The organism is Rhizorhapis sp. SPR117 (genome assembly GCF_021742065.1).
Map to the genome: position 1 here is coordinate 1 of NZ_JAKKIE010000003.1, position 13,386 is coordinate 13,386.

General features: G+C 55.5%; 14 protein-coding genes, 2 tRNA genes and 1 pseudogene. 7 read left to right on the top strand and 10 right to left on the bottom strand.

Going from position 1 to position 13,386, the window contains the following annotated elements; all coding sequences use genetic code 11:
- Positions 1-218: 218 nt before the first annotated feature.
- Both L3X40_RS01780 and recJ read right to left on the bottom strand, forming a co-directional pair.
- A tRNA-Glu gene (locus L3X40_RS01780) sits at positions 219-293 on the bottom strand.
- A gap of 102 nt (positions 294-395) precedes the next feature.
- A complete protein-coding gene (recJ, locus tag L3X40_RS01785) occupies positions 396-2,168 on the bottom strand; it encodes a single-stranded-DNA-specific exonuclease RecJ (RefSeq protein WP_237364165.1) in 1,773 nt (590 codons plus the stop codon).
- Between the two features lie 176 nt (positions 2,169-2,344).
- Here recJ and L3X40_RS01790 point away from each other — a divergent pair, with 176 nt between their 5' ends.
- Positions 2,345-3,283, top strand: a complete 939-nt coding sequence (locus tag L3X40_RS01790) for an ABC transporter ATP-binding protein (protein WP_237364166.1) — start codon at positions 2,345-2,347, stop codon at positions 3,281-3,283.
- Positions 3,280-4,050, top strand: a complete 771-nt coding sequence (locus tag L3X40_RS01795) for an ABC transporter permease (protein WP_237364167.1) — start codon at positions 3,280-3,282, stop codon at positions 4,048-4,050. The genes L3X40_RS01790 and L3X40_RS01795 overlap by 4 nt, the downstream gene beginning before the upstream one ends.
- A 13-nt stretch (positions 4,051-4,063) precedes the next feature.
- On the opposite strand, the gene glpX is transcribed toward L3X40_RS01795, so the two are convergent.
- The 3 genes from glpX to L3X40_RS01810 all read right to left on the bottom strand — a co-directional run bounded on the left by glpX (position 4,064) and on the right by L3X40_RS01810 (position 6,422).
- Positions 4,064-5,032, bottom strand: a complete 969-nt coding sequence (gene glpX / locus L3X40_RS01800) for a class II fructose-bisphosphatase (protein ID WP_237364168.1) — start codon at positions 5,030-5,032, stop codon at positions 4,064-4,066.
- A gap of 111 nt (positions 5,033-5,143) precedes the next feature.
- Complete coding sequence (gene rarD, locus L3X40_RS01805) at positions 5,144-6,094, bottom strand: EamA family transporter RarD (RefSeq protein ID WP_237364170.1); 951 nt, start codon at positions 6,092-6,094, stop codon at positions 5,144-5,146.
- 106 nt (positions 6,095-6,200) lie between these two features.
- Positions 6,201-6,422 (bottom strand): hypothetical protein, encoded by a 222-nt coding sequence (locus L3X40_RS01810; RefSeq protein ID WP_237364172.1) that lies wholly within the window; start codon positions 6,420-6,422, stop codon positions 6,201-6,203.
- 154 nt (positions 6,423-6,576) lie between these two features.
- On the opposite strand from L3X40_RS01810, the gene L3X40_RS01815 reads away from it, so the two are divergent.
- From L3X40_RS01815 to L3X40_RS01825, 3 genes are all read left to right on the top strand, one after another.
- Complete coding sequence (locus L3X40_RS01815) at positions 6,577-7,323, top strand: hypothetical protein (RefSeq protein WP_237364174.1); 747 nt, start codon at positions 6,577-6,579, stop codon at positions 7,321-7,323.
- A gap of 122 nt (positions 7,324-7,445) precedes the next feature.
- Positions 7,446-7,519 (top strand) — tRNA-Gln (locus L3X40_RS01820).
- Between the two features lie 172 nt (positions 7,520-7,691).
- Positions 7,692-9,509: an SLC13 family permease gene (locus tag L3X40_RS01825; protein WP_237364177.1), complete on the top strand. Its 1,818-nt coding sequence runs from the start codon at positions 7,692-7,694 to the stop codon at positions 9,507-9,509.
- A 23-nt stretch (positions 9,510-9,532) separates the two neighbouring features.
- On the opposite strand, the gene L3X40_RS01830 is transcribed toward L3X40_RS01825, so the two are convergent.
- From L3X40_RS01830 to L3X40_RS01845, 4 genes are all read right to left on the bottom strand, one after another.
- Positions 9,533-9,688 (bottom strand): hypothetical protein, encoded by a 156-nt coding sequence (locus L3X40_RS01830; protein WP_237364179.1) that lies wholly within the window; start codon positions 9,686-9,688, stop codon positions 9,533-9,535.
- Between the two features lie 98 nt (positions 9,689-9,786).
- Positions 9,787-10,128 (bottom strand): DUF6481 family protein, encoded by a 342-nt coding sequence (locus L3X40_RS01835; RefSeq protein ID WP_237364180.1) that lies wholly within the window; start codon positions 10,126-10,128, stop codon positions 9,787-9,789.
- A 214-nt stretch (positions 10,129-10,342) separates the two neighbouring features.
- The gene (locus tag L3X40_RS01840; RefSeq protein WP_237364181.1) at positions 10,343-10,549 is read right to left on the bottom strand and encodes a cold-shock protein; all 207 of its coding nucleotides are present in this window, start codon (positions 10,547-10,549) and stop codon (positions 10,343-10,345) included.
- 236 nt (positions 10,550-10,785) lie between these two features.
- The gene (locus L3X40_RS01845) at positions 10,786-11,307 is read right to left on the bottom strand and encodes a DUF1993 domain-containing protein (protein WP_237364182.1); all 522 of its coding nucleotides are present in this window, start codon (positions 11,305-11,307) and stop codon (positions 10,786-10,788) included.
- 128 nt (positions 11,308-11,435) lie between these two features.
- On the opposite strand from L3X40_RS01845, the gene L3X40_RS01850 reads away from it, so the two are divergent.
- The gene (locus tag L3X40_RS01850; RefSeq protein WP_237364183.1) at positions 11,436-11,744 is read left to right on the top strand and encodes a DUF6771 family protein; all 309 of its coding nucleotides are present in this window, start codon (positions 11,436-11,438) and stop codon (positions 11,742-11,744) included.
- Positions 11,745-12,167: 423 nt separating this feature from the next.
- On the opposite strand, the gene L3X40_RS01855 is transcribed toward L3X40_RS01850, so the two are convergent.
- Positions 12,168-12,416, bottom strand: a complete 249-nt coding sequence (locus L3X40_RS01855; RefSeq protein ID WP_237364184.1) for a hypothetical protein — start codon at positions 12,414-12,416, stop codon at positions 12,168-12,170.
- Between the two features lie 188 nt (positions 12,417-12,604).
- Between L3X40_RS01855 and L3X40_RS01860 the strand changes: the two are divergent.
- A pseudogene (locus tag L3X40_RS01860) lies at positions 12,605-13,225 on the top strand (UdgX family uracil-DNA binding protein); the annotation flags it as partial.
- Positions 13,226-13,386 lie beyond the last annotated feature (161 nt).

The window sequence follows — 13,386 nt, forward strand, 5'->3', positions numbered from 1 at the left end:
TCATGCGTTACCTGGACCGGCATTCCCACAGAAACGGCTTCAGCCCCTCCACTTGATCCTACCGGCATCAGCCGGTCAGTCATTCAGGTGACTAGGATGATATTGTCCTGAAGCATACCGGCCGGTTGAGGTTTTTGTTCGATGCTGTTTTATGCCGTGTATGACCGAACCATTACCGAAATTCCGGGTCCGTATATCATGCAACATACTGAAAAGGTTGGTGACCCCTACGGGAATCGAACCCGTGTTTCAGCCGTGAAAGGGCCGCGTCCTAACCGCTAGACGAAGGGGCCCCGAAACAGGGCTGTGCCAGAGCCGACGCCATTAGGGTAGGGGGCGATGCGGGTCAAGCCCGGATAGCGGCCAAATACAAAGATTCTTGCGCCGGCTTCGGTTTACATCTGATCTGCCCAGGCGGCATCCTCAAGATGGAGTTCGGCGGAGGGGCGCGTACCCCAATCATCAAGCTTTGCACGGCCTGCCATCCACAGGCGACGGTCGCGGGGAGCGCCCAGCAAGGCTTGACCGAGTTCGGATTCGGCGTGGCGGAATGCAACCGTTTTAAGACTGCAACCATCATCCCCAGACACGATGGCGCGGACATGGCCGTTGCCGACGATATCCGCCTTGATCACCCGTACAGGGCCAGTCGCAATACGCGGTGCTGGCCAGCCCGTGCCATAGGGGCCGCCTTCCTCTATCGCCTCCAGAAAAGTGGGATTAACGCCTCTTGGCGACAGGATGGCGTCCAGCAACAGCGCCCGTTCACCTCTTGCCCGCGCGACGTCGGCAGACAGGCGTTCGTCGAGAAAATCGGCCAGCGCGTCCATCTGTCCTTCCGCCACCGTTATGCCCGCCGCCATCGCGTGACCCCCACCGGCCACAAGCAAACCATTGTCCTTTGCCGCCAATATTGCCGCGCCCAAATCTACCCCGGTGATCGAACGCCCCGATCCTTTGCCCAAGCCATTCTCGTCAAGCGCAATGACAACGGCGGGGCGGCCCAGTTTCTCCTTGAGCCGGCCAGCAACAATGCCGATGACGCCAGGATGCCAGTCCTTGCCCGCCATGATGGCGACGGCACGGTTATGCTGGCTGTCGCTCATTGCTTCGGCCTCTTCCTGAACGTTTGCCTCAATCACCCGGCGTTCGGTATTCAGGGCGTCAAGCTGCGCCGCAATATCACGGGCCTCCCCAGGGTCCAGCGTGGTTAGCAGGCGAACACCCAGATCGGATTTGCCCACACGTCCGCCCGCATTGATACGCGGTCCAAGCGCGAAGCCCAGATCGGAACAGATCGGTGCGCGCTGTAGCCTTGACGCTTCGATAAGGGCAGCCATCCCTATATTGCGGCGGTTGGACATGATCTTGAGCCCTTGTGCGACAAAAGCGCGGTTGAGGCTGCGAAGAGATGCCACGTCCGCAACGGTTCCCAGGGCGACAAGGTCAAGCAGATCGATCAGACGTGGTTCAGGGCGATGTTCAAAATAGCCCCGTCCACGCAATTCCCGTATAACAGCCGCGCCCAGCAGAAAAGCGACGCCGACCGCCGCAAGATGTCCATGGGCTGCGCCTGCTTCGCTTTCATCCAGGCGGTTGGGGTTAACCAGCGCAAAGGCGCGGGGGAGGGCGCTCGCGCATTTATGGTGATCGACCACGATGACATCCACGCCGGCCGCGTGCGCCATGTCCAGCGCTTCGAATGCCTGCGCGCCGCAATCGACCGTAACGATGAGGGAGGAGCCACCCTGCGCCAGCCGCACCAGGGCTTCGCCGCTTGGTCCATATCCTTCCATCAGGCGGTCGGGAATATAGGCTGCGGCATCCACGCCAAGATCGCGCAGCAAGCGGATGAGAAGCGCCGCACTGGTCGCTCCGTCAACGTCATAATCGCCGAAAATCGTGATGTTCTCACGCGCTTCGACGCCGTCGGCAATCCGGGATGCGGCTTTGTCCATATCCTGAAATATGCTGGGGTCCGGCATGAACGCTCGAATGGTCGGGTCGCGGTGGGCGGCCATATTCTCCTGCGTACAACCACGCGCCATAAGGATTTGCGTCACCAGATCATTGGGTTGAAAGCCGCTCTCTCTTCCATCCGCGCCCGCGCCTCTCCATTGCCATGGTTGACCGAGGATGGAGCGGGTTACGTTAAGAGCGTTGGACATGGAGTTCTGTTATCCCGTGCGCCATCAGGGGGAAAGGCGAAGATGTCACATTTTTTCAAAGAAATTGGTTATGCGTGGTGGGTAAACAGGTTTGAACCTTGATTTGCTTGTAAGCGGGGGTTTTCTTCCTACCTTCACCGCACGTCCCAAGGTTTATGTTCAGGAATTCCAGCTCCATGTCATCCATGATTTCCGTTTCCGGCCTGTCCAAAAGCTATGCTTCTGGCACCAGGGCGCTCGATGCCGTTGATCTGGACATCAGGAAAGGAGAAATATTTGCGTTGCTGGGCGCCAACGGTGCGGGCAAGACGACGTTGATCAGTATCATATGCGGTCTTGTGACGCCCAGCAGCGGCAGCGTGCTGGTCGATGGCAAGGATATCGTGCGCAATTACAAAGCAGCGCGTGCGAAAATCGGCCTCGTCCCCCAGGAAATTTCGCTCGATATGTTCGAGGACGTTATCTCTACCGTCAAATTCAGCCGCGGTCTGTTTGGCAAAAGGCCTGACCCCGTTCTTATTGAAAAGGTTCTGCGTGACCTGACGCTTTGGGACAAACGCCATGCCAAATCGATGGAATTGTCAGGCGGCATGAAACGTCGCCTGATGATAGCCAAGGCTTTGGTGCATGAACCCGAAATATTGTTCCTGGACGAACCAACTGCTGGCGTTGATGTCGAGTTACGCCGGGATATGTGGGAACTGGTCCGGCAAATGCGCAAGGAAGGCGTCACCATCATCCTGACCACCCATTATATCGATGAGGCAGAGGAGATGGCGGACAGGGTCGGGGTGATCAACAAGGGACGGCTTATTCTGGTTGAGGAAAAAGAAACGCTCATGAAAAAACTGGGCAGAAAAACGCTCACCGTGCAATTGGCCGATCCTTTGAAGGCAATCCCGCCCGCCCTTGCCGACTGGAACCTGTCGCTGAGCGAGGATGGCAACACCATCGAATATGTTTTCGATACCAAAGCGGAACGGACAGGGATTTCTGCGCTATTGGGACGCATGGCCGATCTCGGCATCAGCTATCGGGACCTGAACACGCAGCAAAGTTCGCTGGAGGATATTTTCGTCGATCTGGTACGCACGCCTATGGAGGCTGCGGCATGACAGGATTCAGTGTGCGCGCCGTCCTGACGATTTACCTGGCGGAGCTGGCGCGGTTCCGGCGCACGATGCTGACCAGTTTATTGACGCCGGTCATTACAACATCACTGTATTTCATTGTCTTCGGCTCGGCCATCGGATCGCGGATGACCGATATTGGCGGCGTGGCCTACGGTGCATTCATCGTCCCAGGCCTCATCATGCTTTCGATGTTCACGGAGAGCATTTTTAACGCCAGCTTCGGTATCTTCATGCCCAAATGGACAAAAGCGATTTACGAGCCATTATCCGCGCCGATTTCGCCTTTCGAAATTGTCATGGCCTATGTCGGCGCAGCGGCAACCAAATCGATATTATTGGGGCTCATCATCTTCGCAACGGCGCACCTGTTCGTTGATGTTCAGGTGGCTCATCCGGTTGGCATGATCGCGTTCATGGCGCTGATCGCCATCAGTTTCAGCATGTTTGGCTTCATTCTGGGTATATGGGCAAAATCATTCGAACAGTTGCAGGTGATACCTCTACTCGTCGTCATGCCGATGACATTCCTTGGCGGAGCTTTTTACTCCATCGACATGTTGCCGCCAGCCTGGCGCGTCGTGACCTTGTTCAATCCTGTGGTCTATCTGATCAGCGGTTTCCGCTGGACTTTTTTCGAGCGGGGCGACGTCAGTATTGGCATCAGCATGGCTTTCGTCATGCTGATGCTCACAATATGCATGGCCGCTATTATAATGATTTTTCGGACGGGCTACCGATTGAAAGAATAAGGGGTTTTACCGCTTATATTCTGTGTTGACCCTTTACCCAGCGGATCGTGCCGGAGCTTGCGCGCATGACGACGCTTTCGGTCGTCATTGTACCGCCACGCAGGCGCTTGACGCCTTCAAGCAGTGAACCGTCGGTAACACCTGTCGCGGCGAAGATGCAGTCGCCTTTTGCCAGGTCATTCAACTCATAGATTTTGTCCAGATCCTCGATACCCCATTTACGGGCGCGACTGCGCTCGTCGTCATTGCGGAACAGCAGGCGCCCCTGGAACTGACCGCCGACGCAACGCAAGGCAGCAGCGGCCAATACCCCCTCGGGCGCACCGCCTGCGCCCATATACATATCGATGGTCGTGTCCGGATCGGTAGTCGCAATAACGCCAGCGACGTCGCCGTCGGGTATCAACATAATGCCGCACCCAATATCACGCAATTCGGCAATCAGTTTTTCATGGCGCGGGCGGTCCAGAACGCAGACGATGATCTCGTTCGCATTAACACCCTTTTCCTTGGCTACAGCTTCCACATTTTGCCGGACCGATTTGTTCAGATCAATAATGCCGGGGGAATAACCGGGACCAACGGCAAGCTTGTCCATATAGACGTCGGGTGCATTCAGAAGGCAGCCTTCTTCCGCAATTGCCAGCACTGCCAAAGCATTCGGTCCGGCCTTGGCTGTGATGGTCGTGCCCTCCAACGGGTCGAGCGCTATGTCGATTTTTGGACCTTTTCCCGGCGACGCGCCGACCTTTTCACCAATATAGAGCATGGGCGCTTCGTCGCGCTCTCCCTCGCCAATGACGACTGTGCCATCAATATCAAGGCCATTGAAAGCTTTGCGCATGGCCTCTACCGCCGCAGCGTCCGCAGCCTTTTCATCGCCACGGCCGATCAATTTTGAAGCTGCAATTGCGGCGGCTTCGGTGATCCGCACCATTTCAAGGACAAGAACGCGGTCAAGAACGTGGCTGGCGCTTACCATTTTAATTCCCTCTAACATCGACAAGTTAAACTCCCGATAGGCGAGGGGTGTTACATTGTCGAGAATGACGGACGTGGCGCAGGCGCTTTTTGTCGCATTTCCATCGCTGTATTAGACAGCTGAGATTGCGCGCCGTTCCATCCGCCCCCGTCGAAAGCTGTCTGCCGTGTACAGGATGAGGCCGGTCCAGATAAGCCCAAAGCTCCATAGCTGACCACGACCGAGTGTTTCGCCAAAGACCAGCACGCCCAGCAGAAATTGCAGCGTCGGCGCGATATACTGCAGAAGACCAAGCGTTGAATAGGGCATGCGCTTTGCCGCTACTGCAAACAATAATAGCGGCACCGTCGTAATCACGCCTGAAGCGACAAGCAAGCTGTTGGTGGTGAGATCCGAAGCTATGCCAAAAGCCCCGATATCGCCAAGCCAGATGAGGTAGAGGACCGAAACGGGCGTCAGGATTAGCGTTTCGCCTGCCAGCCCCTGCAGGGGCGTGACCGGGGCCATTTTCCGGATGAGACCGTAAAGCGAGAAGGAACAGGCCAATGTCAGACTGATCCATAGCGTGTCCAATGCAGTGGCCGCCAGAATAGCGACACCCAGCGCGGCAAGTCCCACCGCCGCCCATTGCAACCTGCCATGCCGCTCCTTCAATATCCAGAATCCAAGAAGCACATTGACGAGCGGGTTGAGAAAATAGCCGAGGCTGGCCGCAATGACATGGCCATTGTTGACGGCCCATATATATCCGAGCCAATTGCAGGCGATCAGCCTGGCGGTCGCGCCCAGTATCAACATGGACTGCTTGTTGCGGACCAGTTTGCCGAATTGCCTCAGCGTCCTGCGAAAGGCGAGGATAACGAGCAGAAGAAAAAATGACCAGATGACCCGGTTAGCGACGATTTCCATTGCCCTGACATGATCCAGCATGCGGAAATAAAGTGGCAGGAAACCCCAGGAAAAATATGCGGCAAAGCCATATATGATGCCGTTCCGATGAAACCCTGCACTATTGCCGGCCGTATCGTCGGTTGCGGCAGTATTCTGTGATGTTTGATTCATGATAGCGACTGCCGGATCAAAGGTCATTACGGTCGGGCTCGGCGCTCCAATACACTGAATACGCGTATGAAAGTAGTCGGCCTGAAAGCCGATGTAGGTCCTGACTCTAGATAATGCCACCACCAATGAACAGGCGGATGATACCTAGAGCCGCAACGATCAGGCAGAAGTTGCGTCCGGTGTTATACGATGAAAAGCTCCCGACGACCGCACCCAGCAAAGCGATGGGAACGATCAACCAGTTGGCCCAGCCCAGAAAGGGTACCACGGTCGGGATCATCAGAAGAAGAGCAGCTATGCCGATGATAGAGGCTAATACGCTGAGCATCGCACAGGAATGCCTGCAATAGCCGCACACAGCAAGCAGTTTGTACCGGAAAAACCCCGGCATTGTACCAAATTCCCCCGATTGTGTTTGATTCCTAACGGAAATTTAACGCAATTGCGAGAAGGCTGTTTTTGAACAGAAGGAGCAAATCGGCATGGTTGCCAAGCTATTCACTCTTACTGCTGCGGCTCTTGTGCTACCGTTCGCGCTGTCCTCTTGCGGCGGTGACGATGAAGCCGGTGGCAACTTGACTGCATTGGATGAAAGTCTGGCCAATGCTGACGATCCGGCATTGCGTGGGGCATTGGAAGATCAGATTGTTGTCGACCCGGAATTGGCGGGGCAGTCCAACGCCCATGCCGTGCGACCAGGTGCAAAGCCCGCGAATGGTGCGATACCGGCTGCTGTCATTGCTACGGAATATCAGGCTCCGGTTGGGGGCAAACTTTATCGCGCGCCCAAGGCGGTCAAGGCAGCGCCATGTAAAGCATGCGATACGGACAAACCCGTTACATTAGGCGCGCTCGCACGTGAGCAGGGTAATCGCCAGGGAGGCGGATGCGACGCCAAGCTGGAATATGGCATGGCTTGGGCCAATCGCTTGCCAAGCGAATTCCCATTGTATCCCAAGGCCAAGCTGATGGAGGCCGCCGGGGCCGACAGCGATTCTTGCAACTTGCGTGTCGCAAGCTTTGTCACTGGTCAACCCATGCAAAACGTCATTGATTATTATTACACCAAAGCGCTTAAATCCGGCTTTGACGCCGAACACCAGCTTCTAAACGGGGAACATGTTCTGGGCGGCGTGCGCCAAAAGGATGATGGCGCCTATTTCATTACCTTCGCCGATCGCAAGGGTGGGGGCACTGCTGTTGATATTGTCGCCAATAATGGACGGTGAGTTCTAACTTTTTCTGAAATGCCCAGAGGCGGCCTCCGCCATTGACAGCTTGATCGGCGGAGATTATCTGCCCGACCTCTGCTGTGCACATCGGCAATGCGCTGTTGCAGCCGTGCACATGATGCCCCGTCGTCTAATGGTAAGACAGCGGACTCTGACTCCGCTAATCGAGGTTCGAATCCTCGCGGGGCATCCATAGAAATTTCTGAAAATTCCTACGAGCGAGGCACTTACCGCAGCGGCTATGGCGCGATTGCGGCCCATTTTCCAATATGTTGGGGCGTTCTTATTCCTATGATACCCATCCGGTTACTTGCGTTCCTGGCGTGGTCCGATAGGAGGCGTAGAGACGCAATGGGGAGTATTTTGTGATATTGCCGTCACTCCACGCTATTGCCGCGATAGGTATCTCAGGCATTACCTTTTGGCTTTTCGCCAGTGGGCGGATGCGTGTGGAGCTTGTCTCGCTTCTTCTGATCGCGGTTCTGGCGGTCGGACTGTATTTTTTCCCGATCAAGGTGAATGGCGCTTATACTGGGTTGGAACTCGCGTTCGGCGGATTTGGTCATGAAGCGCTGGTCGCTATTTGTTGCCTGATGATATTAGGCCGCGGCCTTGTCGTCACCGGTGCTCTGGAACCTGCGGCCCGGGTCCTGACAAGGCTTTGGCGATTCAGCAGTTTGCTTGGCCTGCTATTTTCCCTGGTCCTGGGCGGCATGATGAGCATGTTTGTCAACGATACGCCCGTTCTTGTGCTGACAATGCCGATACTTCTTAACCTGGCCTTACGAACAGGCGTTCCGGCATCAAAGACGTTGATGCCCATGAACTGCGCCATTCTGATCGGTGGAATGGCCACGACCATTGGCACATCCACCAACTTGCTGGTCGTGTCCATTGCCGAAGATCTGGGCCTGCCGCGCTTTGGCATATTTCAGTTCACCGATACGGCGCTTATCGCCGGAGCAGTCGCACTGCCTTATCTCTGGCTTGTCATGCCGCGCTTGCTGCCGGCACATAGTTCCAGCGACGATCAGCTTTACCGGAAGTTTCACGGAACACTTTTCGTTACTGCGACATCGAACCTTGAAGGGCTTTTGCTGGGCGATCTTCGCCGGAAACTGGGGCAGGGCATCAGCATTCTGGGCGTTAGCCGTCAGTATGGATCGATGGACGATATTGCTTCGCCGCTGGCAGCCGGGGATATGGTTCAGATTGAAGGGACCAGCGATCAATTGCGCGATGCCAGTCTGGCCATGAATGCACCGCTTTCGCATGATGCCATATTGGAAGTTGCGCGCGACGTGGGCGGCCAGGCGGGCGGCGATGAAGTCATTGCCGAATTGGTCGTTGGCGCGGATTCCGCGCTCATAGGGAAAACGGTCAAGACGGCGCAGATTGCCGATCGCTACGGCGTAGTGGTGATCGGGCTTTATCAGCCGGAACGTACATTGTTTCATGGCAAGTCGCATCCCGATGACGAGCGGCTTGAAATCGGCGATGTGCTGTTGGTTCAAGGCACCAATGGTGCCTTGCGGCAACTGCAACTCGGCGAAGGGGCGATGGTTCTGGAAGGCGCAGCGGAAATGCCGCGCAGTTCCAAAGCCGGTGCGGCCTTGTTGATTTTCGGGGCGGTCATCGTCTTTGCCGCTACCCATCTGGTGCCGATAGCGATTTCCGCGTTGGCGGGTACTATTGCGATGTTGGCGACGGGATGCGTCAAATTCGATAGCCTTGGCCGCGCCTTAAGTGCGAAAGTCATCGTACTCGTTGCCGCAAGCATCGCTCTTGGCCGGGTGCTATTGGAAACGGGTGCAGCCGAATGGCTTGGCACGGTATTGGCGTACACATTGCAGCCATTCCCGGCAGCGGGTGTTCTGGCAGCCGTCATGGCATTTGCCGCCCTGCTCACCAATTTTTCATCCAATACGGCAGCTGCTGCCGTGGGTACGCCGATTGCTGTCAGCCTCGCTAACCAGATGGGCGTGCCCGCCGAACCGCTGGTGCTTGCGATCCTGTTTGGTTGCAACCTGTGTTATGCAACGCCGATCGCCTATCAGACGAATATCCTGATCATGAGTGCAGGCGGATATCAATTTCGCGACTATGTGCGCGCGGGCCTGCCGCTGGTGTTGCTTATGATCTTCACACTGTCATTCCTGCTGGTGGCGAAATATAATCTTTAAAATTCATTTCAGGCTTGATGGGATCAGCCTGCCTTCTTCGCCTTATGTGCACGAAGAAGTGCATCTATCTCAACGATCCTCAAGCGTTCGGGAGTGCCTTGGGCAAGGCCCTTCAATCGGCATGCGGCCCAAAGGCTGCGGCGCTCCGATTCCAGCGCCTTCAAATAATAATCCGCCATTATGGTCTCCATGCCTTGCAGCTACAGCATAGTTGCGGGACGCGATCAGTAGATACAGCAGGCCCCGCCAACGCAGGGGGGTAGCAGGAATCCAGCTATTAACCCCGTGATTTGCGCTTCTTTCGCGCTGCATATTGCGCATCGCGGGCCAGCTTCTTCTCGGCTTCCGTTGCAACGATGGCGTCTTTGGCAATTTGTGCCGCAGCTTCAGCTTCAGCAGCTTGAGCCAGCTTGTCCGCCTTGGCTTGCTCCAATGCCTCTTTCCGGGCGCGGGCCTTTTCTGCCTGCGCCGCTTCCCGTTCAATGCGTGCGGCTTTGCGCTTGGCTAAAACCGCTTCATCGACGGGCGGCTTGGCGCGTAGTTGTTCCAGTGCCCGTTGCCTGGCCTTCTGGGCGAGCGCCACCCTCTCCTGAAAACCGGGATCCTTGTACGAAGCCATAGTGAGTTAAACTTTCTGATCTGGGTAATCGTGACTGCGACTGGCCTATATGCCATGATGCCAGACTGGTAAGGTCTGGACTTGGTCGCGTCATCATTATTGCCGGATGGATATGCGTGAACATGGTCCAAGCCACGCCAAGCATCCATGCACGGATATAGAGGAACGAAGGCGCGGAAAGCCTGTTCAGGCCGTCCGCGCCCTCAAACACATGTCAGGCAGATTGAAGATTTACAGCCGACATCTTGCCGCGCTGATCTTTTTCAAGTTCGTATGAAACGCGCTGATCTTTATCCAGCGTCCGCATCCCGGCGCGTTCAACAGCTGAAATATGCACGAATGCATCATCGCCACCCGATTCAGGTGCGATAAAGCCATAGCCCTTGTCGGCGTTGAAAAATTTTACAGTTCCAGTGATCATTCAGGTATCCTTTGACCCTATTTGCATAACGAACATGTACCCGCGTTGGTACATGTCGGCTTCGGTGAGGCTAGAAAGGGACAGAAGGGCCGTAATGGTCCGATATCCGTGACAGGCAACTTCGGCTTCGCTGACATAGAGCATTTATATGCAAAATGCAAAGGAACTGAAACAGATGGGTTCTATTTCAGAAAATGCGGGTCAGCCGCAAGAGTTTTGGCATCGGTAAAACCTGCTCATGCCTTTATGCGCGGCCTGCCAAGATAGTCACGTTTGCCGATCGGAACACCTTTCCAACGCAGAATGTCGTATGTCGTGGTGGCGTGAAAATAGAAATTGGGTTGCGAGAACGAGAGAAGAAAATTCTCGGCGGTGAAGTCCATCTGACGTTGGCCCATGGAAAAACGCATATCCTGGCCCACAAAGCCATCGATTTCGGCCGGGTCGATCGCCTCCAGCTTGGCACGCGTTTCGTCAATGCGTGCCTTGAGCGCGGAAAAGGTTTCGGGGGGAGGTGTGACGTCCGGTGAGAAAATGCCTTTCCGCACGCCTTCGATCGCGCCGATCGAATGCACCGCACAGGATTTTACTTGATAGGCAAATGGCAGCATGTCTTCGTAAAGGCAGGCCTGGATGATGTCGTCCGGGGCCATGTCCCTTTCAGTGCAGAAGGCTTCCGCCTTACCAAGCAGGCGCGAGATGGATTCAAGGATTTGCTGATAAGTAGGGATGGTGGCCGCATAGAGTGAAATGGTCATGCTGTTCCTCTCAATTTATCGACGAATGGTATAGTCGCCCCCGGCGTTCCAGTCATGCCTCAAATCACGGCGCTGCCCTCGCCTCCGGCTAGGACTGACCAGATTGCGATCAGACGGTTGTGGAGAGGATGACCTTTCTTTTCGGCTACGCAATCGCTCTTTTCGTCGCAGGTAGCGACATAAGGCGTCATCCCGCGTTGTTAATTGCACCTGAAACATGCTCAAATCCCCTAATGCAACGACTCGCATTAAACCCGAACCTTGGCCCCCTTGCGAGCGCGATAGCAGAGCTTCCCGAATGGGTTCGGCTCGAACTTGCCTCAAAAAATGAAGATCTGCGCCAACGTGCGGAGGAAGTGCTGGTCGCGCGGATTGCAGCACATTTGAACCAGACAGCCCAATATGATGATGAACAGCTGATTTTGCCTTTGCAATAATTGTGGGTCACAGGCCAATCGCTATTCGTTTGAGCGACTCACATCGAACTGCTATGAAGGTTAAGTCTTGCCGGGAACCCTCCGCCGGGAGTGACCGGAGAGAGGGCGCGCTGCAAAGAGATTTGCAGGCGAACCAGGGCAAGAAGATACGCATCCCTCGATCTGAGAGTTGGCTCAGAAAACCTCTGATATGCCAACAAGTCTCTGAGTTGAGGGGTGCGTTTTTCATTCATCCGCGGTGGCTTTACGGCTAAAGCGGGCAGCATGAAATCTGAATCAACATGCCTGCCAAGACTTTGTTATTGAACCGTTTTTTGTAGAGGACTGGTTCCACTTTTCCGCACGATGCTCTGGTTTTTGGTCCTGCGGGAAATTTATCCGATTCAAAGCCCCCATGCACCCCCTGCCTTTGAGATATCCGGGCTAGCGCCGATCAGGATTTCTCCTTTCGCGGCCTGCTGCGGTGTCTTTTTCTTCACCCTTCCGGGTCATCGTGCGGGGATTATAATCGGGCGGGATAGCGCCGCCGCTTTGAGGGTCGCGATCGGGTTCACGATCCAGCGTGTCACTCGGTCTTCCCGCTGCGCCTTCCGGCTGGTTTTCGGTGGATATATTGGGCCTGTCGATGTCTGCATCAGGCTTTCGCCCGCGACTGCGGTACTTCTCATTCATGGTCGTCGTCCGGCTGTTTGTGCTATCTGAAAAAAGCCTGACGGCCTCCTGCGTTCCCGTTCGCTAACTTTATCTTCCTGAGAGGGGAGCAATGGAACGCATAGCATTCCGCACCGTTTTAAAGCGCAATCGAATGTAATGGCGGTGCGATTGTCAACGGAGGCCGTCTCGAAATGGTGACAGCACGTTCCGATGGCGGAACAAATCTGGCACAAGCGCCTGAATGGGAGACGGTGCGTGATGAGGCAAGCCAGTGCAGGCGCTGCCATCTCTATTGCGACGCTACGCAGACGGTTTTCGGAGAGGGGCCGTCCAACGCCGCTCTGCTGCTGGTTGGCGAACAGCCCGGCGACCGGGAGGATATTGAGGGGCGTCCCTTTGTCGGTCCCGCGGGCCGAATTCTGGATTGCGCCCTTGATGAAGCGGGGATAGATCGCACGCGCGTCTATGTCACCAATGCGGTCAAGCATTTCAAGTTCCAGCAGCGTGGCAAGCGGAGGCTGCATTCCAGACCCGATGCAGGCGAAATCGAAGCCTGCCGCTGGTGGCTGGACCGGGAACGTGAAATCATTGATCCGGCGCTCTCCGTTGCATTGGGAGCGACGGCGGCACGTGCGCTACTGGGAAAGACCGTCACTATCTCCCGCTTGCGTGGCGAGGTTCAGATTTCGGATATTGGAAAACGCGTACTGGTGACGGTCCATCCCAGCTATTTGCTGCGGATTCGTGACCGGACGCGGGCCGAAGCCGAATATGGGCGCTTTGTCGCCGATCTGGCTCAGGCTAAACGGTTGGCCCGGCGGCGCTGAGTTCGCGCTGGCGAGCGCAGGGGCGAAAACCCAAAAGCAGGAATTGGCTCCGAGTAGGACTATAACTATGTTTGAATAAGTAATTGAAAATATTAAATTAAATAATAAAATATGACACCATAGTATTGCATATTCCCCCACTCATTCCCCCACAGTGGCGC